The 20,319-nt window shown below is 70.3% G+C and carries 22 protein-coding genes; 2 read left to right on the forward strand and 20 right to left on the reverse strand.

Going from position 1 to position 20,319, the window contains the following annotated elements; translation table 11 throughout:
- Positions 1-85 precede the first annotated feature (85 nt).
- From ACMCNN_RS01765 to ACMCNN_RS01860, 20 genes are all read right to left on the reverse strand, one after another.
- Entirely contained in the window at positions 86-541 is a 456-nt protein-coding gene (locus ACMCNN_RS01765) for a flagellar basal body-associated FliL family protein (protein WP_412744419.1), read from the reverse strand.
- Positions 542-560: 19 nt separating this feature from the next.
- A complete protein-coding gene (locus tag ACMCNN_RS01770) occupies positions 561-1,565 on the reverse strand; it encodes a flagellar motor protein MotB (RefSeq protein WP_412744420.1) in 1,005 nt (334 codons plus the stop codon).
- 3 nt (positions 1,566-1,568) lie between these two features.
- Complete coding sequence (locus ACMCNN_RS01775; protein WP_412744421.1) at positions 1,569-2,357, reverse strand: motility protein A; 789 nt, start codon at positions 2,355-2,357, stop codon at positions 1,569-1,571.
- Positions 2,357-2,632, reverse strand: a complete 276-nt coding sequence (locus tag ACMCNN_RS01780; protein ID WP_412744422.1) for a flagellar FlbD family protein — start codon at positions 2,630-2,632, stop codon at positions 2,357-2,359. Before ACMCNN_RS01780 ends, ACMCNN_RS01775 begins: the two co-directional genes overlap by 1 nt.
- Before the next feature lie 208 nt (positions 2,633-2,840).
- Complete coding sequence (locus ACMCNN_RS01785) at positions 2,841-4,055, reverse strand: flagellar hook protein FlgE (RefSeq protein ID WP_412744423.1); 1,215 nt, start codon at positions 4,053-4,055, stop codon at positions 2,841-2,843.
- Between the two features lie 48 nt (positions 4,056-4,103).
- Positions 4,104-4,547, reverse strand: coding sequence for a flagellar hook assembly protein FlgD (locus tag ACMCNN_RS01790; protein WP_412744424.1), 444 nt, complete (start codon positions 4,545-4,547; stop codon positions 4,104-4,106).
- Between the two features lie 106 nt (positions 4,548-4,653).
- Entirely contained in the window at positions 4,654-7,005 is a 2,352-nt protein-coding gene (locus ACMCNN_RS01795; protein ID WP_412744425.1) for a flagellar hook-length control protein FliK, read from the reverse strand.
- A 47-nt stretch (positions 7,006-7,052) separates the two neighbouring features.
- On the reverse strand, positions 7,053-8,033 hold the full coding sequence (locus tag ACMCNN_RS01800; protein ID WP_412744426.1) for a transglycosylase SLT domain-containing protein: 981 nt from the start codon (positions 8,031-8,033) through the stop codon (positions 7,053-7,055).
- On the reverse strand, positions 8,030-8,707 hold the full coding sequence (locus ACMCNN_RS01805; protein ID WP_412744427.1) for a hypothetical protein: 678 nt from the start codon (positions 8,705-8,707) through the stop codon (positions 8,030-8,032). The genes ACMCNN_RS01800 and ACMCNN_RS01805 overlap by 4 nt, the downstream gene beginning before the upstream one ends.
- A 107-nt stretch (positions 8,708-8,814) precedes the next feature.
- The gene (locus ACMCNN_RS01810; protein WP_412744428.1) at positions 8,815-10,122 is read right to left on the reverse strand and encodes a FliI/YscN family ATPase; all 1,308 of its coding nucleotides are present in this window, start codon (positions 10,120-10,122) and stop codon (positions 8,815-8,817) included.
- On the reverse strand, positions 10,119-10,790 hold the full coding sequence (locus ACMCNN_RS01815) for a FliH/SctL family protein (protein WP_412744429.1): 672 nt from the start codon (positions 10,788-10,790) through the stop codon (positions 10,119-10,121). Before ACMCNN_RS01815 ends, ACMCNN_RS01810 begins: the two co-directional genes overlap by 4 nt.
- Positions 10,774-11,799, reverse strand: a complete 1,026-nt coding sequence (gene fliG / locus ACMCNN_RS01820) for a flagellar motor switch protein FliG (RefSeq protein WP_412744430.1) — start codon at positions 11,797-11,799, stop codon at positions 10,774-10,776. Before fliG ends, ACMCNN_RS01815 begins: the two co-directional genes overlap by 17 nt.
- A 29-nt stretch (positions 11,800-11,828) precedes the next feature.
- Entirely contained in the window at positions 11,829-13,424 is a 1,596-nt protein-coding gene (gene fliF / locus ACMCNN_RS01825; RefSeq protein ID WP_412744431.1) for a flagellar basal-body MS-ring/collar protein FliF, read from the reverse strand.
- 1 nt (position 13,425) lies between these two features.
- Positions 13,426-13,761, reverse strand: coding sequence for a flagellar hook-basal body complex protein FliE (gene fliE / locus ACMCNN_RS01830; protein ID WP_412747019.1), 336 nt, complete (start codon positions 13,759-13,761; stop codon positions 13,426-13,428).
- Between the two features lie 5 nt (positions 13,762-13,766).
- Entirely contained in the window at positions 13,767-14,159 is a 393-nt protein-coding gene (locus ACMCNN_RS01835; protein WP_412744432.1) for a flagellar basal body rod protein FlgC, read from the reverse strand.
- 2 nt (positions 14,160-14,161) lie between these two features.
- Positions 14,162-14,509 carry a flagellar basal body rod protein FlgB gene (gene flgB / locus ACMCNN_RS01840; RefSeq protein ID WP_412744433.1) on the reverse strand — a complete coding sequence of 116 codons (348 nt, stop codon included), beginning with the start codon at positions 14,507-14,509 and terminating at the stop codon, positions 14,162-14,164.
- 199 nt (positions 14,510-14,708) lie between these two features.
- Complete coding sequence (locus ACMCNN_RS01845) at positions 14,709-15,029, reverse strand: hypothetical protein (RefSeq protein WP_412744434.1); 321 nt, start codon at positions 15,027-15,029, stop codon at positions 14,709-14,711.
- A gap of 46 nt (positions 15,030-15,075) precedes the next feature.
- Positions 15,076-15,462, reverse strand: a complete 387-nt coding sequence (fliS, locus tag ACMCNN_RS01850; protein ID WP_412744435.1) for a flagellar export chaperone FliS — start codon at positions 15,460-15,462, stop codon at positions 15,076-15,078.
- A gap of 55 nt (positions 15,463-15,517) precedes the next feature.
- A complete protein-coding gene (gene fliD, locus ACMCNN_RS01855) occupies positions 15,518-16,846 on the reverse strand; it encodes a flagellar filament capping protein FliD (protein WP_412744436.1) in 1,329 nt (442 codons plus the stop codon).
- A 118-nt stretch (positions 16,847-16,964) separates the two neighbouring features.
- Positions 16,965-18,155 (reverse strand): flagellin, encoded by a 1,191-nt coding sequence (locus ACMCNN_RS01860; protein ID WP_412744437.1) that lies wholly within the window; start codon positions 18,153-18,155, stop codon positions 16,965-16,967.
- A 284-nt stretch (positions 18,156-18,439) separates the two neighbouring features.
- On the opposite strand from ACMCNN_RS01860, the gene flgN reads away from it, so the two are divergent.
- Together flgN and flgK are read left to right on the forward strand one after the other, a co-directional pair.
- Positions 18,440-18,925, forward strand: coding sequence for a flagellar export chaperone FlgN (flgN, locus tag ACMCNN_RS01865; RefSeq protein ID WP_412744438.1), 486 nt, complete (start codon positions 18,440-18,442; stop codon positions 18,923-18,925).
- Complete coding sequence (gene flgK / locus ACMCNN_RS01870; protein WP_412744439.1) at positions 18,925-20,307, forward strand: flagellar hook-associated protein FlgK; 1,383 nt, start codon at positions 18,925-18,927, stop codon at positions 20,305-20,307. Before flgN ends, flgK begins: the two co-directional genes overlap by 1 nt.
- The last annotated feature ends 12 nt before the right edge of the window (positions 20,308-20,319 follow it).

Below are 20,319 nucleotides of genomic sequence, written 5' to 3' on the forward strand. Positions count from 1 at the left end.
TTTCGCGAACCACTGAGCCCGTGGGTCGCTTTGTGCACAGGTGTGCCGGATGCGCGGTCCGCGGAGCGGACCGCGCATCCGGAGATCACTGCGTGACGAACTGGGTGAAGTAGATGTCCATGACGATCTGGGTCTTCTCCTTCTCGTACGCCTGCTCGAGCTTGGTCAGCAGGTCGTCCTTGGCCTTGTCCCGGCCCTTCTCGGTCTCCAGGACCGCCACGTCCATGCCGGTGTACTGCTTGATGGCCAGGTCGCGGGCCTCGGCGGTGTCGATCTTCTCCTCGCCGGCCGCCTCGGTCAGCTGCAGGGCGAAGCCCAACTTCAGATAGTGACCGCTCGCCAGGTTGATCGTCATCGGATCCTCCATGCTCACGACCACGCCCTTCACGGGCGGCTCGGGCTTCTTCTCCGTCTTGGGGGCGAACATGAAGTACCCGCCCGCCGCACCGCCGCCGAGCAGCACGACCGCGGCCACGATGATCATCAGCAGCTTCTTCTTGGACTTCTTCTTCGGCGCGTCGGCGCCATCCTTCTCGCTCATCGAACCCCTCCTGTCGTGGTCAGTCGTGCGTGGTGGTGGTGGCCGGGGGCGCCTTGAGCGCGTCCCGGACGGCGTTCGCCTCGGCCGTGGTCTGGCCGATGTGCAGCTTGGCGTCGGCACCCGCCGCGGCGGGCAGCAGCGCCGCCTGGTCGGGCTTCAGCATGGTCAGGACCACGACGTCGACCCGGCGGTTCATGGTGATCGAGCGGGGGTCCTTCGGGTCGATGAGCGGCTTGGTGTCGGAGAACCCGACCGCGCTCATCCGGCTCTTGGTGAGCCCGTGGTCGGTGAAGTAGCGGACCACCCGGGAGGCGCGGGCCGCGGACAGCTCCCACCCGCTCGGGTAGAACGTCGTCGGGGCGTTCAGCTGGTTCGTGTTGCCGTCGACCTCGATGTTGTTCGGCAGCTTGACCAGCGGCGGCGCGATCGCGTCCAGGATCTTCGCCCCGCCCGGCTGCAGGTCGGCGCGGTTGCCCGCGAAGACCACCTCGTTGGTCACCACGGTGACCACCAGGCCCCGCCGGTCGATCACGAACCGCACCTGGTCGAGCAGCTTCGCCTTGGCCAGGGCGTCCGCGATCTGCCGTTCGATCTTCTTGAGATCCTCGGCTTCCTTCGTCGCCGCCTGGGCGTTCTTCGACGCCGCGATGCGCTTCTCCGCGATGATGGCCCGTTCGACCGCCTTCTGCTGCTGCGGCGACAGCTCGCCCTTGCCGGAGCTGCCGTCGCCCGGGTTGGCGCCCGGGTCGATCTCGACGAGCTGGGTGTTCTGGCCGTTGCCCTCCAGGGTCGAGGTCTGTCCGTCGAAGGCGACCGAGTGGGCGCCGAACCCGGCGGACAGGCCGGCGGCGAGCTCGGCGAACTTCTTCTTGTCGACCGTGCTCATCGCGAACAGGACCACGAACAGCACGAACAGCAGGGTGAGCATGTCGGCGTACGACACGAGCCAGCGCTCGTGGTTGACGTGCTCCTCGTGCTCCTCATGGCCGGCGCTCCGGCGGCGCTTGGCGCCCTTGGAAGCCATCGCCTACGCCGCCTTCTTCCCGGACGACGCCTCGGCGGCCTTGCGGGCCTCCGGCGGCAGCAGGCTGCGCAGCTTCTGGGCCACCAGGCGCGGGTTCGAGCCGGCCTGGATCGCCAGTACGCCGTCGATGATCAGCTCCATCTCCTCGCACTCGATGCCGGAGAGACGGGTCAGCCGGGAGGCCAGCGGCAGCCAGATCAGGTTCGCGCTGAGCACGCCCCACAGGGTCGCGACGAACGCGGCCGAGATGGCGGGCCCGAGGGTCTCCGGGTTGCTGAGGTTCTCCAGCACGTGCACCAGGCCCATGACCGTGCCGATGATGCCGATCGTCGGCGCGTAGCCGCCCATGCCCTCGACGATCTTCATGCCGGCCTTGTCGGACTTCTTCTTCGCGGCAACCTCGGCCTGGAGGATGTCGTGCAGCTCCTCCGGGTCGGTGCCGTCGATCGCGAGCTGCAGGCCGCGCTTGAGGAACGGGTGCTGGACGGTCTTGACCGCGTCCTCCAGCGCCAGCAGACCCTCGCGCCGCGCCCGCTCGGCCAGCTTCACGATGTCGTCGACCAGCTTGGTCGGGGGCGTCACCTTGGCGAGGAACGCCTTCTGCATCAGCTTGGGGAAGTTGAGCGCGTCCTTGAGCACCCCGCCCGCCATGCCGGCCGCGAACGCGCCACCGAACACCAGCAGCATCGAGGGGATCAGGATGATGGACGCCGGGGAACCGCCCTCCAGGATCTGGACGGTGAAGACGATGATCAGCGCGACGACGACGCCGACGAGGCTGGCGATATCCATCAGCGTTCCTTCCGGTGCAGCGGGAGCACCACGGCGTCCTGCTCGTCGTCGGTGGGGGAGGAAGCGGCGGGGGCCTCTTCCAACCGGCTCGCCTGGGCGATCAGCGAGGCGCGGTAGTGGCGGACCGAGTCGATGAACTCGGGCACGGATTCGGCGATGACGTACTTGGTGCCGTCCACCAGCGTGATGACCGTGTCGGGCGTGCAGTCGGCGCGCTCGACAAGGTCCGGGTTCAGGGCGAACACGGCACCGTTGAGGCGGGTTACGAGGATCACGAGTCCGTCCTTGGTTGCGTTGCGGCTGGTCGGGGCCGTCCGTGGCCCGTCACATGTCCATCGGACATACGGGAGGTCTGAATTAGGGCGCCCGGGTCGCGATCCGGGTGCGAGGCGCGGGGGCCTCCGCGCCGCCGGCCGTTGGGGGGCCGGACATGCGGGCGGCCGGGACGGGGCTTGGCCCGTCCCGGCCGTCCACCGGTCAACGTCAGCGCTTGAGGTTGACGAGTTCCTGGAGGATCTCGTCGCTGGTGGTGATGATCCGGCTGTTCGCCTGGAAGCCACGCTGGGCGATGACGAGGTTCGTGAACTCCTGGGCGAGGTCCACGTTCGACATTTCCAGCATGCCGCTGGAGATGAGGCCGAGACCGGCGGAGCCGGCCGCGCCGACCTGGGCCAGACCCGAGTTCACCGTGCTGCGGAACATCGAGTCACCGATCTTCTCCAGACCGTTGACGTTGTTGAAGTTCGCGAGCGCCAGCTGGCCCAGCGTCTGCTTGAGACCGTTGCTGAACACACCCACGATCTGGCCGGTGTTCGACACCGTGTACGAGCTCAGGATGCCCGCGCCGGAACCGTCCGAGTTGCTGACCCGGGCCTCGGTGAGACCGCTGTACTGGGTGCAGTCGTGGATGTCGATCGTGTACGGGCCCAGCGCCAGCTTGCCGGTGTCCAGACCCGTGATCGGGTCCGGGGCGCCGACCGCCTTGCCGTTGTTGAAGACGATGTCGACCGGCGGGTTACCGTCCTGCAGGTCGGCCTGCCAGACCTCGGCGGGGTCACCGTTGGCGATGGTCTGCGTCTTGGTGAACCGCACCACGATGGTGTTCGCGGCACCTGCTGCGTCGTAGACCTTGACCGGGATGTCCTTGTAGTCGCCGATCACGGCCTCGTTCGAGAAGTTGCCGGTGAACGTCATGTTCTGGGTGACGGTCGGCGCGAGGCTGATGCCGATCGGCAGCTGGATGTCACCGGGCGCGCCCGCGGTGTTGACCACGCCGTTGTTCGCGGTCCAGCCCTGCACGATCTGGCCGTTCGGGGTGGTCAGCGAGCCGTTGCCGTCGAACGTGAACGAGCCGGCACGGGTGTACAGCGACTCCCCGTTGCTCTTGACGACGAAGAAGCCGTCGCCCTGGATCATCATGTCCGAGGACTTGCCGGTGGTCTGCGCGGCGCCCTGGCTGAAGTTCGCGTTGATGCTGGCCAGACGCACACCGAGACCGACCTGGGCCGGGTTGGTGCCACCAGCCTGGGGCTGCGGCGCACCGGCAGCGTTGACCATCTGCGACAGGGTGTCCTGGAAGACGGCCTGGCTGGACTTGTAGCCGGTCGTGTTGACGTTGGCGATGTTGTTGCCGGTGACGTCCATCATCTGCTGATGGGCGCGCAGGCCGCTGATGCCGGAGAACAGGGAACGCAGCATGTGGTGGGTTGTCCTTCCAGGGTTGTGGAGTGGGCGGGTGGGCTGGGGTCAGCCCGCCCGGTGGACTTCCGTGACCATGGACAGCTGCACATCCGTGTTACCGACCACGAGGATCGGATCGCTGTCTCCGTTGAGCTTTGCCGTGCTGACGACACCCGACTGGGTGTTGCCGTCGCCGTCCTTGTAGGTGACCGTCGTGCCGACCAGGGCGCTGGCCCCGATCAGCTGCTGGCTCTTCAAGACGTTTTCGATCTCGCCGAGCTTCTCGACCTGGGTGAACTGCGCCGTCTGCGCCAGGAACTGGGTCGAGTCGGCGGGGTTCGAGGGGTCCTGGTACTTCAGCTGCGCAACCAGGAGCTTGAGGAACGTGTCCTGGTCGGCGAGGTTCTTGGTCTTGCCGGCGTCGGTGGTCGTCTTGTTGGTGTACAGCGAGGTCGGCGACGTGTTGACGTCGTAGTCCTTGCTGACGTAGCCGCTGATCGGCGAGGTCATGACGGCCCTCCTGGGTCGGCGTTACGGGGGCGGAAATATCCGCTCGTCATCGAGTTCGGCGGGGAGCGCCGAGGACTTAGGGTGCAATTCCGGTGCTGGCTGGCCCTCAGGCGCGGACGTCGAGACGGCCCGCGCCGCCGGTCCGTACCGGGCCCGGGACAGACTGCTCCGGTGCCGCCGGGGCGCCGCTCTGGCGCGTACCGCCGCCCGGTGTGCCGCTCTGGGTGGCGAACTGCTGGCGGGCCTGGTCGTGCTGCCCAGAGCCCTGACGCAGCTCCAGGGAACAGTTCGAGAACCCGGAGTCGGTCAGCTGGCGGCGCAGGTCGTCCATGGCCTGGCGCAGCGTGTCGGTACCGGCGTCCGTCGTACCGGTCAGCTGGACGTTGATCTCGCCGTTGCGCAGCTCCGCGACCACCTGGACCGGGCCCAGGTCGGCCGGATGCAGGTGCACCGTCAGGCGGTGCACCCCGTCGGCGTCCAGCCGCAGCGGGGCGATCCGGAGCGCCAGCTGTTCCGCGGCCTGGACCGGCAGCGGGGGCGCGGGCGCCGCGGCCGCCTCCGGCCGGGCGGTCGGGGCGACCGCGGAGACGGGTACGGCCGCCAGCCCCGGCATCGCGGCCGGGGGAGCGGATCCGGCCCCGCCCGGTCCGGACGGTGCCGCTGTCCGCTGATCCGGGGCGGCGCGGCCGTCCGCATTCGTGTCCGGCTCCTGACCGGTGGCGGCACCGGCCGGTGCGGTCCGGGGCGTCTGCGGGCTCGGGTCGGTGGCGGTCGGGCCGGCGGTCTGGGCCGGGCCGGACGGCTGAACGGTGCGCTCGCCGTCGGCCGGGGTGGCGACCGGCTCGGCGGCGACGCCCGGCGGGGACGCCGCGGTGGTGGCGGGGACGCCGTTCGGGTCGGGGGCGGCCGGATGGGACGCCGCCGGGCCGCCGGGCGCGGCTGTGCCGGGGCCGGTGGCCGGGTCGCTCGCTGCCGGGTCGCTCGCTGCCGGGCCGGCGGTGGTGGGTCCGGTGGCCGGGTCGCCGGGCTGGGCGGGACCGGTCACGCCGGTGTCGGCGGCCGCGCTGGATCCGGCGGTGCGCAGGGCGGGCGGGACCAGGCCGGGCTGCACGAGACCCGGCTGCACCGGGCCGGACTGGACCGGCCCCTGCTGTGCCAGCCCCGGCTGTGCCAGCCCCGGCTGTGCCAGCCCCGGCTGTGCCAGCCCCGGCTGTGCCGGCCCGGACTGGGTCGGGCCGGACTGGGTCGGGCCGGGCTGAACCGGGCCGGACGGAGTCGGGACCGACGGAGCTGGGCCGGTCTGGGCCGGGTCGGTGTTCAGAACGGGACCCGTACCGGGCTCCGTGGGGGCACCCGCGGTGGGTGAGGGCTGCGCGGGGCCGGTCGGGGTGAGGCCGGGCTGCGCCGGGGCACCCGCGGGCTGGCCGGCGGTCGCCGGGTCGCCCACGGCCGGACCACCGGCTGCCGAGCCCGACGCGGTCGCCGAGCCAGGAATCTCCGTGGACGCCGGAAGGCGACCAGGGACGGTCGTGGTGGCGGATAGCGGCGCGGAGACTGCCTCGACCCCGGCCGCGGCGTCGCCGCCCGTCGTCGCCACCGGCACCGGTGCGGGCAGGGCGATCAAGGGCTGGCCGAACCCGGACGCGGCCGGGTTGGCGGGCTGGGCGGCCTCGTCGGCGCGAGCTTCGTCGTCCGTCGCGGACTCGCCGTCGGCGGGCGGTTCCGTGGTGGCGCCGACCGTGGTCGGTCCGGCCGGGGCGGTGCCCGGCTGGGTCCCGGCGGCCGGGTCGCCCGGCAGCCCGGATCGGCCGGTGGTGTCCACGGCCGCCGCGTCGACGGTCGTCGCGACGGCCGGGTCGCCCGTGGGCGCCGTGCCGTTCTCCGCCGTGCCGTCCGGGGACTGACGCGCGGGCGCATCGGCCGCCGTGGCGGGCGTGGTGGCAGTGGGGAAGGTGGCGTCCTGCGTCGCGGTGGGGTCACCGTGCTCGGCGGCGTCGGGCCGGGCGGCGGCACGCGCCCGGGTACCGGGCCGACCGGCCGCGGCGGCCTCGGCGTACCGCTGTTCGGCGGCGCGGGACTGCGCCCGGCGCTGCGCCGCGCGGTTCTCCCCGGCCCGCTCGCGTGCCGCGCGGCTCTGCAGCGCGCGGTCCTGGGCCGCGCGGCCGCTGCCCGCCCGGTCCTGGGCGGCCTCGTCACGGGCGTCCCGGTCCTGCGCGGCGCGGTCCCGGGCGGCCCGGTCCTGGGCGCTCCGGTCCTGGACAGCGCGGTCCTGCGCGGTCCGGTCCTGGGCGCTGCGGTCCCGGGCGGCCGACGTGTCGCGGTCCGCGGGGCGGCTCAGCTCGGCGGACAGCGCCGAACCGAACGCCTCCCCGCCGTCGCCGCGGGTGGTGCCCGGGCGGCGGGTGGCGTCGGTGGTCGTCCTGAAGTCCGGCCCGGCGACGGTGCTCGACGTGCTCATCGCTTGTCCCCTTGATGTCTCGGTGTTCAGCCGTGTCTGGCGGATGGTCAGCCGCCCAGCGCGGCGAGCGCCTTCTGGACCTTCGGCACGTACGCCTGGGTCTCCGCGAACGGCGGGATGCCCCCGTACTTGTGCACGGCGCCGCCGCCCGCGTTGTAGGCCGCGAGGGCCAGCGGCAGCGACTTGAATTCCTTGAGGTTGTGGGCCAGCAGCTTGGCGCCGCCGTCGATGGCCTGCGCCGGGTCGAAGGAGTTGTGCACGCCGAGCCCGCGGGCGGTGGACGGCATGAGCTGCATGAGCCCCTGCGCCCCGACCGGGCTGACCGCCTTCGGGTTGTACCCGGACTCGACCTTGGCGACCGCGGCCAGCAGCTTCGGCGAGACGCCGTACTTGGCGCCGGCCTTCTGGAACAGGTCCGCGTACGGCACCCCGGACAGGTCGCCCGTCTGCAGCAGAGCGGCCGGGCGGGCCACCGCGGCGGCGCTCAGGCCGGCCGTGGCATCCGTGCCCAGTACCCGGCGGATGTGGGTGGGCTTCTCGTACACCGACTCGATCTTGACGTGGTCGCCGGGCTTCGGCGCCGCGATCATCTTGTTGTCGCCGAGGTAGATGCCCACGTGGTGGACCGGCGAGCCGAACGCGAGGATGTCACCGGGCTTCGCGTCGGCGAGGGTGTCCACCTTCGTGCCGACCTTGGCCTGCTCCCACGAGTTGCGGGGCAGATCGACGCCCAGGTCGCGGTACGCCCGCTGCACCAGCGCGGAGCAGTCCAGCCCCGTGGCCGGGTCGGTCCCGCCGAACACGTACGGGGTGCCCAGGTACTTCTTGGCCGCCGCCACCACGGCGTCACCTGTCACGTTCGCGCCGGTACCCGCGCCGGTGGCGTCCGCGAGCGCCGAGGCGAACGCCGTGCCACTCGAACCCGACGTCGCGGTGCTCGACGCGGGGGCGGTCGTCGTGACCGGGGTGAATCCGAGCTGGCTGTTCAGCTCCGCGATCCGGTTCATGACCCCGTTGAGACCCATCATGCGCGGCTCCGGTCCTCGTCGTGTCCAGTGCTGTCGTCCTGGATGTCGGCCGGTTTGCCGTCGCGCTGAGCGGCGATCAGGGCGGCGCGCCAGGCGGTGCGGCTGTGGGTGGGGTCGGCCAGCTCCACGCTGGGGCGCTGCGCGGCCATCGAGTTGGCGGCGGCGCGGCCGGCGGCCTCCCGGTCGGCGGCGGTGCCCCCGCCGTGGCGCAGCGGGTTGGCGCGCTGTTCGCGGGTGGCGTCGACGCCGCGGGCGGCGTTGCGGGCCTTGGCGGTGACGGCCAGCTCGTCGAGGTTCTGCTGGTCGGTGGCGAGGTCGTGGCGGCGTACGGCCTCGGCGTGCCGTTCGGCCAGCATCTCGACGGCCCGGCGGCGCTTGGCGGCGTTGGCCAGCTCCTCCACCTTCTCCTCGGTGGCCTCCTCCGCCTCGGCGACCATCCGGTGCGCGTCGGAGAGGCTGGCCGCCAGGGACTGCCGGGCCACCAGCGAGGCGACCATGGCGCGGGCGGTGCCCTCGGTGGGTGCGTCGGCGCCGGTGAGTTCGAGGTGCCGCCGCTTGACGAGTGCCTGCGCCTCGCGGATCTCGGCGCGGGACTGGATCACCGCCCCTCGGGCGGCATCCTCCTGTGCCTTGCGCGCACGCAGCACGGGCGCGAGCCGAAACAACCGGTTCACGGGGCCTCCTGGGAGCGGGCGGACGTCCTCCGCCCCACCTTCGGCCCGGCCCCATGGCCACTGAGCGCCTGCACCCGAGCTGCACCCGGACGCCTCGGCGGCATTCCTCAGGCGGGGTTGACCAGCCCGTGCAGTGCCTGCCACGCCTGTTCGGCGGTGACCTTCTCGTCCAGGCCCTGCTGCAGGAACGCGGTGATCTCCGGCCAGATCGCGTTGGCGCGGTCCGCCTCGGGGTTGGTCCCCGGCACGTACGCGCCGATCTCGACCAGCTCGCGGATGTCCCGGTGGGCCGCCATCATCCGGCGCAGCTCCGTGGCGTCGGCCCGCTGGTCCGCACTGGTGATCCTGGTGGCGACCCGGGAGATCGAGTCCAGCGCCTGGATGCTGGGGAAGTGGCCCGCCGTGGCGAGCTTGCGGTCCAGCACGATGTGGCCGTCGAGGATCGAGCGGGCCGCGTCGGCGATCGGCTCGTTGTGGTCGTCGCCCTCCACCAGCACGGTGTACAGCCCGGTGATGCTGCCGCGGGCGCCCGGGCCGGCGCGTTCCAGCAGCGAGGCGAGCATGGCGAAGACGCTCGGCGGGTAGCCGCGGGTGGCCGGGGGCTCCCCGACCGACAGCCCCACCTCACGCTGCGCCATGGCCGCACGGGTCACGCTGTCCATCATCAGCAACACGTCGGCGCCCTCGTCGCGGTAGTACTCCGCGATCCGGGTGGCCACCGACCCGGCACGCAGCCGTACCAGCGGCGGCTGGTCCGAGGTGGCGATGACCACCACGGAACGGGCCAGGCCCTCGGGACCCAGGTCGTGTTCGATGAACTCGCGTACCTCGCGGCCGCGCTCGCCGACCAGGGCGATGACGTTCAGTTCCGCCGCGGTGCCGCGGGTGATCATCGACATGAGGGTGGACTTGCCGACGCCGGAGCCGGCGAAGATGCCGATGCGCTGGCCCTTGCCGCACGGCACGAGCGTGTCGAGCACCCGGATGCCCAGCGACATCGGCTGGGCGACGAGCTGGCGTTCCAGCGCGGACGGCGGCGCAGTCTCGATGCCGACCGGCTCGCCGGTCAGTGGCGGGCCGCCGTCCATCGGGCGGCCGAGGCCGTCCAGGATGCGCCCGCGCAGGTCGGGGCCGACGCGGACGCGCAGCGGGCCGCCGGTGGCGACCACCGGGCTGCCGGTGCCCAGGCCGGTGATGGAGCCGAGCGGCAGGCAGGACAGCCGCTCACCGTCGAGCGCGGCGACCTCCGCGAGTACGGTGTCCGCACCCTCGCCGATCTCCAGCAGCTCGCCGACCCGGGCCTCCAGCCCGCTGACGGTGACCCGCAGACCGACCGCGCCGGTCACCTTGCCCTTGGCCTGGGGCCGGGCGGCGACCATGGCGGCGCTGAGCCGGTTGCGGAACACGTCGGTCACAGCAGTAATGCCTCCCGGGCCCGCTGCACGGCGGCGGCGATCGAGGCGTCCACCTTCGTGGCGCCGACCTCGGCGACGGCGTCGCCCGGCTGGAGCGCCGGGTCCGGGCGCAGCTGCACCGGCCGTCCCTCGTAGTTGTAGTCGGTCTCGGTTGCCCCGCCGACCAGATGCTCATAATCGTCCGGATGCAGGCTGACCGTGACGGCGCCGCGGGTCGGCGCGATGGCCATGGCACGCCGCACCGCGTCGATCCCCCGCCCCTCGACATCCGCCAGGGTGCGCCCGATGATCGCCTCGGCCAGCACGAACGCGTGCTCGAGGATCGCCTCCTGCAGGTCCTCGACGGCCGGCAGGTACCGTGCTTCCAGCTTGTCGGCGGCCTGGACGATCGCATCCATGGCCTGGTCCAGCACCGCTTCGCGCCACTGGACGTGCGCCTTCGCGTCGGCGCGGGCCTTCTCCAGGATGCCCTCGTGCTCGAGGGCCGCATCGCGTTTGCCCTGGGTCCACCCCTCGGCGTACCCGGTGGCGCGGGCCTCGTCCTTGGCCCGCTGGATCGGCGGGGTGTCCATCGGCGCCCGCCGGCGCAGGTCCACGGCGAACCGCACAGTGGCCGCGGCGTCGGCGTCCGAGCCGCGCAGGAACGCCTGCTCAGTCAACGAGTTCATCGGCTTCTCCACCGCGCTGGATCTCGATCTGGCCGGAGTCCTCGAGCGAACGGATCACCGACACGATCTTCTGCTGCGACTCCTCGACCATCCGCAGCTTGACCGGGCCGAGCAGGTCCATCTCCTCGAGCAGGTTCTCCCGGCCGCGCTCGGAGAGGTTGCCGGTGACCTTGTTCTTGACCAGGTCGTTGACACCCTTGAGCGCGGTGGCCAGGTCGTTGGGCTCGACCTGGCGCAGCACCAGCTGCACGGCACGGTCGTCGAGCATGGTGATGTCCTCGAACATGAACATCCGGCGCCGGATCTCTTCGGCGATCTCCGGGTTGCGCTCCTCCAGGGCCTCCAGGATGAGGCGCTCGGTGGTGCGGTCGGCCCGGTTGATGATGTCGACCAGCGGCTGCACACCGCCGACCGTCGAGAGCTGGTCGGGCTGCAGCACCGTGGAGAGCTTGCGCTGCAGGGCCATCTCCACCTGGCGGATGACGTCCGGCGAGGTACGGTCCATCACCGCGATCCGGTGGGCGACGTCGGACTGCACCTCCGGCGCCAGGCCGGACAGGATCGACGAGGCCAGGGCCGACGGGATGTGGGCCAGGACCAGCGCGATGGTCTGCGGGTGCTCGTACTGGACGTACGAGAGCAGCTGCCGCGGGTCGGCGTGGCTGAGGAAGTTGAACGGCATGTCCGTCATGGACGCCTCGAGCCGGTCCAGGATCAGCGCCGCCCGCTCGGGACCGAGCGACGCCTCCAGCAGATCCCGGGCGTACGCGAGGCCACCGACGCCGGCGTTCGCCGTCGTGGCCATCGCGTAGAACTCGTCGATCACATCCGTGACGACCTCGGGTTCCAGCTTGCCCAACTTCGCGATCTCGGCGGAGAGTTCCTCCACCTCGTTCTCCCGCAGGGTGGCCAGCACCTTGCTGGAGTGCTTCGTGCCCATCCGCACCAGGAGGATGGCGGCCTTGCGCAGGCCGGTCATCGACGTCGTGGTCAGCGCCGCTGTGGTCAACTCAGGTCCCCTCGTACTGGTAGTTGTCGTCAGCGGCCGGCGCCGAGCCAGCCCCGGAGCAGACTGGCGATTTCCTCGGGCTGCTCTTCGACCATCTTCTCGATCTCGCGCTGCCGTTCCTCGAGCTCCTCGTTGCGGATGGCCTCGATGGCGGGCTGCGGGATGGCGGCGTTCAGTTCGGCCAGGCGCTGCTGCTCCAGGGCGGCCTGCATGGCCTCCAGGTGGGCCAGCTCGGCGGCGGTCAGCGCCTTGCGCTTCTTCATCCGCCGGCCGCGCCACCACACTGCGAGCAGCAGGAGCAGGACGACCAGGGCGAGTCCGCCGGTCTTGAGCATCGACATCTGGTTGTTGGTCTTCTCCAGCTGCTGCGCTGCCAGTGCGTCCCGCGCAGCCTGGTCCGCGACGCTGGTGTCGAATGGCATCGCGCTGACCGCGACCGTGTCACCCCGGGTGGCGTCGATGCCGGCGGCGGCGCTGACCAGCTTCTGCACGTCCGGCGGGTTGACCAGGCCGGCGGTCTTGCTGTCCATCAGGACGGCGACGCTGAGGCGCTTGATCGTGCCGGGTGCGCTCTTGCGGACCTCGGTGGTCTTGTTCACCGCGTTGTTGCGGGTGGTCGCGGTGTTCTCGTACTGGCCGTTGCCGGTACCGGCCGCGCCGTTGGGCACCTGGATGTTGTCCGGGCCGAGCACGCCGCCGGTCCTGGTGCCGGCGCCGTTGTACGCCTCCCGGCTGATGCTCTCCGCGAGCGCCGGCAGCGACGGGTCGGCCTGGTACGACTCCTTGGTCGTCTGGGTCGTGTCGAAGTCGAGCTGCGCGTTCGTGGTGACCCGGGCGTGACCGGGGCCGACCACGGCGTCCAGCATGGTCTGCAGCGACGAGTTGAGCCGGTTCTGGAAGCCGACCGTCTGGTCGTCCGAGCCGTCGCCGCCCGAGCCGGTGCCGACCGCGGCGCCGTTACCGGTGGAGAGGATGCGGCCGTTCGCGTCGGCCACGGTGACCTGCTCCGGCTGCAGCCCCTCGACGCTGGACGCGACGAGGTGCACGACGGCCTGGACCTGCTGGCTGCTCATCTCGTCGTTCGGCTTCGAGGTGACCAGGACCGACGCGGTCGGCTGCTTCTGGTCGTCGGCGAAGACGTCCTTCTGCGGGATGACCAGGTGCACGGTGGCACCCTGTACGCCGTCGATGCTCTTGATGGTGTTGGAAAGCTCGCCTTCCAGCGCCCGCTGGTATCCCACGTGCTGCATGAAGTCGCTCGTGGTGATGCCCTGCTTGTCCAGCAGCGAGTATCCGGTGTCGGACTCGCCGGGCAGGCCCTCGCCGGACAGCTGCAGACGCAGGTCGTACACCTGGTCCTTGGGGACCATGATGGTCTGGCCGCTGTTGGCCAGCTCGTACGGCGTGCCGGACTTCTGCAGCGATTCGACGATCGCGCTGGCGTCCTTGGTCGACAGGTTGCTGAACAGCGTCGCGTAGGTCGGCTTGGCGGCCCACGTGGCGAAGAAGTAGCCACCGATCGCCAACGCGAGAACCGCGACGACGGTGACGGACTTCTGGCCCGGGGTGAACGCCTTGAAGCCGTCGACGAGGCGACGAACGGGCGCGGGAAGGCGGTCGATCATGTCAGGCCTGCATCCTCATGATTTCCTGGAAGGCCTCGACGGCCTTGTTCCGGACAGCCACGGTCAGTTGCATTGCCAGGGACGCCTCATTGGCGGCCATCGTGTACTGCGCGGGGTCGCTCAGGGTGCCGTTGGCCACCTGGATCGCGAGGTCGTCCGCCTTGTTCTGGGTGGCCTGCACGCTCTGCAGCCCCTTGGCGAGCATGTCGCCGAAGTTGGCGTTCGGGCCGGTCGCGGCGGGCGTGCCGGAGGCGGCGGAGACACCGCCGACCCCGGAGACGCCCGAGACCCCGCTGAGGCCGGAAACGGCGCTGATCGCGTCGATCGGAGAGGTCATCGTCGTCACTTCCCGAGGTTGATGGCGGCGGTGTACGAGTCGCGGGCGCGGTCCACCACGGCGAGGTTCGCCTGGTACGCGCGCTGCGCCATGATCATCTGGGCCATCTGGCCGCCGAGGTCGATGTCCGGGCGGCGGACGTAGCCCTCGGTGTCGGCCAGCGGGTTGTCCGGCTCGTAGGAGAGCTGACCCTCGGCGCTGCCCAGCGCGATGCCGCCGACCTCGGCGCCGTTGCCGTCCTGCGCCTCCTGGGCGACGACGTACCGGGCCTGGAACGCGTTCTCGGACGTCCGCTTGACGGTGTCCATGTTCGCGATGTTGTCGGAGATCGCGTCGAGCCACTTGCGGTACACGGTGACGCCCGTGCCGGCCGTACCGATCGCGTTGAAGATGCTCATCGTCAGGCTCCCTTGATCGCGTCGCGCAGGAGGCCGAACTTGGAATCCACCGCGCGCAGGGCGAGCTGGTAGCGCATCGTCGTGTCGATGTGCGACAGCGTCTCCTCGTCGAGGTTGACGTTGCTGCCGTTGAGCCGCGTGGGCTCCAGCGAGCGCTGCACGCTCGGCGTGACGGACGAGGGCGACTCGCCGCTGGCGAGGGCGCCGCTGAGCGCCTGTTCGAACTGAACCTTCCGGGCCTGGTAGCCGGGGGTCTCGATGTTCGCGATGTTGTCGGCGATGGCGGACTGGCGGGCCGAAAGACCGGCCACTGCCACGCGCAGGGCGGACGAAGACACGTCATCGAACACGGCAACAACTCCTTTCGTCATTGCACCTGTGGTTGCCGCCGGTCCGTGGCGTGACGTGAGCGATCCGTGCTCGTACTCTCCGGTTCGGCCCACCCCCCGATCCGCTGAGCTGGAAACGGTTGCCGTGGGGTTGCATGAAAAAATCCCGGCAGCCCCGCGTCTGCGGGGCTGCCGGGATGGGTGCTGTGGATGTCGTGGGTCACATGGCGCAGTCGAGGTAGACCGGGCGTTTGACCGCCTCTCCGGTCTCGATGCGGGCCGTCACCGCGGTCTGCTGCCGGTTGGCGGTGAGCCGCCGGGCGATCTCGTGCGCCGCGGCGAGCTGGCGGGTGAGGATCTCGTCGGCGCGGGGCCGCAGGTCCAGCGGAAGTGGGCCGAGGCCGGGCGGCGGATGCCACCCGCTGGCCGGCGGGGTCTCGGCGTGCCGGTGCTCCTCGGCCAGCATGGCCTCGGTGGCGGACACGTCCATCTCCAGCTCGTCCAACGCGGCGGTCCAGGCGCCGCGCCAGTTCTCCGTCACGCCGTCACCCCGCTTCCTCGATGGGTACGCGTTGAGGCACGAGCGGTCAGCCGACCGGTGCGGCGGCGGCCGCGGCCGCCTCCCGCCACGCGTCGCGCAGCGGCTCGACGACCGAGCGGCAGGCGGCGACCCGGTCCGCGTCGCGGTTGACGTTGGCGCCGATCAGCTCGGTCAGCAGCCATCCGTACAGGCTGGCCAGGCCGGCGGCGCCGGACCAGGCGTCCATGTCCAGGGTCGTGCGCAGCTCCAACACGATCTCCTGGGCGTGCAGGAGCTTCTCGGAGGCGGTCTCGCGGTCGTCGCCGCGCAGCGCCTCCTCGCCCTGGGTGAGGTCCAGGACCAGGCGGTCGTAGAGCATCACCAGCAGGCGTGCGGGCGAGGCCGTGTTGATCGAGTCCTGGAGGTAGCGGTCACGCAAGTGGGGAGAGGTCATTGTTCCCTCGGTTCGCAATGGGCGGATTGCTGTCTCGGGGTGGGGTGGCGTCGGATCAGCCCAGGCTGGCGATCTGACCCGACAGCCAGCTGGACTGGGACTTCAGGTTGCTGAGGGCGGTTTCGAGGCCGGTGTACTGGCGCTGCAGGGCCTCGCGCTTCGCGGCCAGCCGGACGTCCCAGTCGTCGATCTGCGAGTTCATCGAGTCGATCTGGTTCTTGCGGCCGGTGATGACCGAGGTGATGCCGTCGGACTGCTTCTTGCCGAGGGCCTCGAAGGTGTCGCCGAGCCCGATGCCGGCGTTCTTGATGCCGGTGGGGTCAGCGTTGTAGGCGCTCTTGAAGGTGTCGGCGTTGAAGGTGAGCTGTCCGCTGCGGTCCAGCTCGATGCCGAGCTTCTTCAGGCTGCCGAAGTTGATCGTGTTGCCGGGGTTCGCGGGGTCGTCGTAGCTCAGGCCGCGGCTGACCGCGCTGAGGATCGCGTTGCTCATCTCGCGGACGCTGAAGTCGCCGGTGAGCGGCGAACCCTTCTTGGTGCCGGGGTCGTACGCGGTCTGCTTGTCGATCTCGCTGAGCGTCGCATTGGCGGCGTCGACCATGGCCTGGATCTTGGAGGCCATGCCGGAGACGTCGGAGTTGACGGTGATCGTCACCCCGGTCTCCTCCTTGCCGACGGTGAGGCTCACGCCGGCCATCAGCCCGGTGAAGGTGTTGGTGGAACTGACGACGCCGTAGCCGCCGCTGGCGTCGTCGCCGCCGACCTGCAGCACCGCGTTCTGCGCGAAGACCGCGGTGGTCAGGCCGGTGTCCTCCAGGCCGGTCACGTTGAACGCGTTGTCCTCGCCGGTCTTGGCGCCGTTGAGCTGCAGGATGTTCTGGGCGCCGCCGGTGGTCACCACGGACGCCTTGACCCCGATGCCGGCCGCGTTGATCGCGTTCGAGATGCCCTGGGCGGTCTTGTCCTTGCTGATGTCGATGACGACCGGGTCCGCGGTGCCGATCTGGACGGTGATCGAGTCGGAGGCGGTCACCGCGGCGGTGGGGTCGACCCGGGCGGTGGAGACCTGCCCCTTGGCGAGCTGGACGACGTCGAACTGCACCGTGCCGGTCGTGGTGTTCGTGCCGCCGGTGGCGGTCGCGGTCACGGAGGTCGAGCTGGAGATCGGCTTGACCGCACGCCAGGTGCTGAGCTGGCTCAGGTCGTCCGCGGCGTTGCGCAGCGCGGAGAGCTTGGAATTCACCGACTGGTACGAGGCGACGGCCGTCTGCGCGTCGGAGACCTTGGTCTTGAGCCGGGTCTGCGGGGCGGCTTCGACCTGCATCAGCGACGAGATGAGCGACGAGGTGCTGAGACCGCTGACGAGGCCGTCGATGGAGCTGGTCACGGTGTCGCCTGCCTTCCTGCCGGTAGCGGATGTGCAGTGGGGGTGGCCGGACTACGGCCACCCCCACCTATTCGGTTGTCAGAGCTCGATTTTCAGTTGTTCAGCGTGTGAGGTTTACTCAGCGCAGCAGGGAGAGCACGTTCTGCGAGGCCTGGTTGGCCTGCGACAGCATCGACGTGCCGGCCTGGGTCAGGATCTGGTTCCGGGTGAACTGGACCATCTCCTGGGCCATGTCGGTGTCACGGATACGCGACTCCGAGGCAGACAGGTTCTCCACCGAGACGTTGAGGTTGTTGATGGTGTGCTCGAACCGGTTCTGGTACGCACCGAGCGAGGCCCGCTGGTCCGAAACGGTCTTGATGGCAGCGTCGATCGCGTCGATCGCCGCGTCCGGGTTCGCGGTCAGGTCCAGGATGTCGGTGCCCAGAGCGTTGGCGCCGATCTTGCTGATCGCGATGTTCAGGGTCTCGCCGCTGTTCGCGCCGACCTGGAACTGGCCGGTGTTGGCGGTCGTGTTGGTCGCGCTGGCGCCGGCGGTCACGCCGAGGTCGGCGAGGCTGGTGCCGGTGTCGGCCAGCGTGAAGTCCTTCGGACCCGAGAACTTGAACGTGAAGCCGGAGCCGTCGTCCGCAACCTGCGCGGTGGCCGCGACCTCGTTGCCCTTGTAGCCGGCCGTCTTCAGCGCGGACTGCAGGGCGGTGTTGATGGAGTCAGCGACGTCCTTGGCGCTGGCACCCGCGCCCGGGCCGGCGCCCGAGACGGTGATCGGCGTACCCAGGGTGACGCCGTCGATGTCGGTGATGTCGAAGGAGAAGGCACCGGTCGGCAGCGCGTTGGTGCTGGGGTCGACCTTGACACCCTGCAGCTCCTCGGCGTGACCGAACGAGCCGTCGAGCAGCTTGCTCTTGCCGAAGGAGGTGGTGTTGCCGATCCGGTCCAGCTCGTCGTTGAGCTGGGTGAACTCCTTCTGCGCCGCGGACTTCGCCTCGGCGTCGTTCGAGCCGCCGTTCGAGGACTGAACGGACAGGTCACGCATACGCTGCAGGATCGAGGTGACCTCGTTGAGCGCGCCTTCAGCGGTCTGGGCGACGCTGATGCCGTCCTGGGCGTTGCGGACGGCGACCTTCAGGCCACCGACCTGGGAGCGCAGGCCCTCGGAGATCGAGAGGCCGGCCGCGTCGTCGGCCGCCCGGTTGATCCGGAAACCGCTGGACAGCTTCTCCAGCGACTTCGACATCTGGCTGTCGGTGACCGACAGGTTCCGGTAGGCGTTCTGGGCGGCGATGTTCTGGTTGATACGGAGACCCATGGGATTTTCCTCCTTGACGGCGGGTCTGGTGCGGCTCTTCCGTGAGCCGTCGGCTTGCGCCATGAGTAATCGACTGGTCGCAGACAGTCATGAGGAGTATCCGAAACTTCCTCGTGACTTTTTCGCGTTTCCGGATTTCCGTGGCGCTCGTAAGAAACATGTCGGCTCCGACACGGTGGAACATCCGTTAACCCCTCAGAGACCTGCGTCTCATGCCGACTTGTCCGGATGAGCAGGGACGTGCCGCGAGGGCCTTCCCTCCCGAGGAGAAGACGGAGGACCAGGTGAGCCTTACCGACCTGTCCAGCGTCCTTTGGCGCTCGCGCGAGCTGCTGGAGTTGCTGCTTTTCAAGCTGGAGGAGGAGCAGCTGCTGCTGGCGGCCAACCGCTCCCGCTGGCTCGCGCACGCGACGCGCGAGGTGGAGGTCGTGCTCGACCAGATCCGGCAGACCGAGGTGGCCCGGGCCGCGTTCTCGCAGTCCGTCGCGCTCGAACTGGGACTGGAGCCGGAGGCGTCACTCGGTGAGCTGGCCGACGCCGCACCCGCGCCCTGGTCCGACCTCCTGCACCAGCACCGCAAAGCCTTCCTGACCCTCACCCAGGAGATCGGCGCCATGGCCGACGCGAACCGGGACCTGCTCACCGCCGGTCAGCGCGCGGCCCGCGAGACCATGCTCGCGTTCGCCGGCTCCGTCGAAACGTACGGCCCGCAGGGCAAGACCGTATCCGGCGGCACGCGCCGCCCCAGTCTGGTGGATGAGGCGATCTGATGCCCAGCAGCTTCGGCAGTATCAATACCGCGCTCACCGCGCTGTACGCCCAGCGCAAGGGCCTCGACGTCACCGGACAGAACATCGCGAACGCGAACACCCCTGGCTACACCCGCCAGCGCGTGGAGATGCAGTCCCAGGTCGGCTCGACCTCGTCCGCGATGTACGCGACCACCGAGGGCCCGGGCACCGGCGTCGGCGTCACCGACGTGCAGCGCATGCGCGACCAGTACCTGGAGGACCGGGGGCGTACCGAGCACGCCAACCAGGCGTACCTGACCAGCCAGTCCTCCGCGTACGCGTCGATCGAGGACGTCTTCTCCGAGCCCAGCGACACCGCCCTGCAGGCACAGATGCACGACATGTGGGACGCCTGGAGCGACGTGGCGAACAACCCGCAGCTGGCCAGCGCCCGCTCCGCCCTGATCCAGCAGAGCAGCACGGTCGCCGACGGGCTCAACAGCGCACACCAGTCGCTGACCAGCCAGTGGGGCCAGAACCGCAGCTCGCTGGACGCGTACGTCGACCAGGTCAACACGGCGGCCCAGACGATCGCCCAGCTCAACGACAGCATCGTGAAGGCCAAGGCCTCGGGTTCTGTGCACAACGAGCTGGAGGACCAGCGTGACCAGGCGGTCCAGCAGCTGGCCGAGCTGACCGGCGCATCCGCGTCGATCCGCCCCAACGGTGCCATGGATGTCTTCGTCGGCGGTCTGAGCCTGGTCAGCGGGTTCACCACGCGCAAGATGGAGATCGTCGGCGCGAAGCGGCTGGACGACCAGGCGGTCGACCCGATGACCCTGCGCTGGTCCGACACCGGGTCCGCGGTCGAGGCCGGCGGCACCATGGGCGCCATGGTCGACACGCTGACCACGATCATCCCGCAGATCTCGTCGGCGCTCGACGGCGTCGCCGCGAACCTCATCGCCACGGTGAACGCCGCGCACAACGCGGGGTTCAGCATCGACGGCAGCACCGGCCTCGACTTCTTCAATGGCACCGACGCCGGGACGATCAAGGTGGCGATCACCGACCCCGCGCAGGTCGCGATGTCGTCGACCGCCGGCGCGCTGGACAACACCGTCGCCGACACGCTGGCCGCGACGGGCAGCTCGCCCACCGGGCCGGACTCGGAGTACCAGACCATGATCGGCCAGCTCGGGGTGGCGGCGCAGGCCAGCGGCCGGCGTTCCGAGATCCAGAACACCGTCACCGAGCAGGTGGACGCGGCCCGCGAGGCGCAGTCCGGGGTCAACCTCGACGAGGAGATGACGAACCTGCTGACGTACCAGCGCGGCTACGAGGCCGCGTCGCGCGTACTGACCACGATCGACTCGATGCTCGACCAGCTCATCAACCGCACCGGCCTGGTCGGAAGGTAAGGGGAACTGACA

Source organism: Krasilnikovia sp. MM14-A1004 (assembly GCF_047159485.1).
Taxonomy (GTDB): domain Bacteria; phylum Actinomycetota; class Actinomycetes; order Mycobacteriales; family Micromonosporaceae; genus Actinoplanes.

What these genes read in the sequence shown, in the direction of transcription:
- ACMCNN_RS01765 (WP_412744419.1), bottom strand. Translation starts at nt 541, where the DNA reads ATGAGCGAGAAGGATGGCGCCGACGCGCCGAAGAAGAAGTCCAAGAAG.
- ACMCNN_RS01770 (WP_412744420.1), bottom strand. Translation starts at nt 1,565, where the DNA reads ATGGCTTCCAAGGGCGCCAAGCGCCGCCGGAGCGCCGGCCATGAGGAG.
- ACMCNN_RS01775 (WP_412744421.1), bottom strand. Translation starts at nt 2,357, where the DNA reads ATGGATATCGCCAGCCTCGTCGGCGTCGTCGTCGCGCTGATCATCGTC.
- ACMCNN_RS01785 (WP_412744423.1), bottom strand. Translation starts at nt 4,055, where the DNA reads ATGCTGCGTTCCCTGTTCTCCGGCATCAGCGGCCTGCGCGCCCATCAG.
- ACMCNN_RS01790 (WP_412744424.1), bottom strand. Translation starts at nt 4,547, where the DNA reads ATGACCTCGCCGATCAGCGGCTACGTCAGCAAGGACTACGACGTCAAC.
- ACMCNN_RS01795 (WP_412744425.1), bottom strand. Translation starts at nt 7,005, where the DNA reads ATGAGCACGTCGAGCACCGTCGCCGGGCCGGACTTCAGGACGACCACC.
- ACMCNN_RS01800 (WP_412744426.1), bottom strand. Translation starts at nt 8,033, where the DNA reads ATGATGGGTCTCAACGGGGTCATGAACCGGATCGCGGAGCTGAACAGC.
- ACMCNN_RS01815 (WP_412744429.1), bottom strand. Translation starts at nt 10,790, where the DNA reads ATGAACTCGTTGACTGAGCAGGCGTTCCTGCGCGGCTCGGACGCCGAC.
- fliF (WP_412744431.1), bottom strand. Translation starts at nt 13,424, where the DNA reads ATGATCGACCGCCTTCCCGCGCCCGTTCGTCGCCTCGTCGACGGCTTC.
- fliE (WP_412747019.1), bottom strand. Translation starts at nt 13,761, where the DNA reads ATGACCTCTCCGATCGACGCGATCAGCGCCGTTTCCGGCCTCAGCGGG.
- ACMCNN_RS01835 (WP_412744432.1), bottom strand. Translation starts at nt 14,159, where the DNA reads ATGAGCATCTTCAACGCGATCGGTACGGCCGGCACGGGCGTCACCGTG.
- fliS (WP_412744435.1), bottom strand. Translation starts at nt 15,462, where the DNA reads ATGACCTCTCCCCACTTGCGTGACCGCTACCTCCAGGACTCGATCAAC.
- ACMCNN_RS01860 (WP_412744437.1), bottom strand. Translation starts at nt 18,155, where the DNA reads ATGGGTCTCCGTATCAACCAGAACATCGCCGCCCAGAACGCCTACCGG.
- flgK (WP_412744439.1), top strand. Translation starts at nt 18,925, where the DNA reads ATGCCCAGCAGCTTCGGCAGTATCAATACCGCGCTCACCGCGCTGTAC.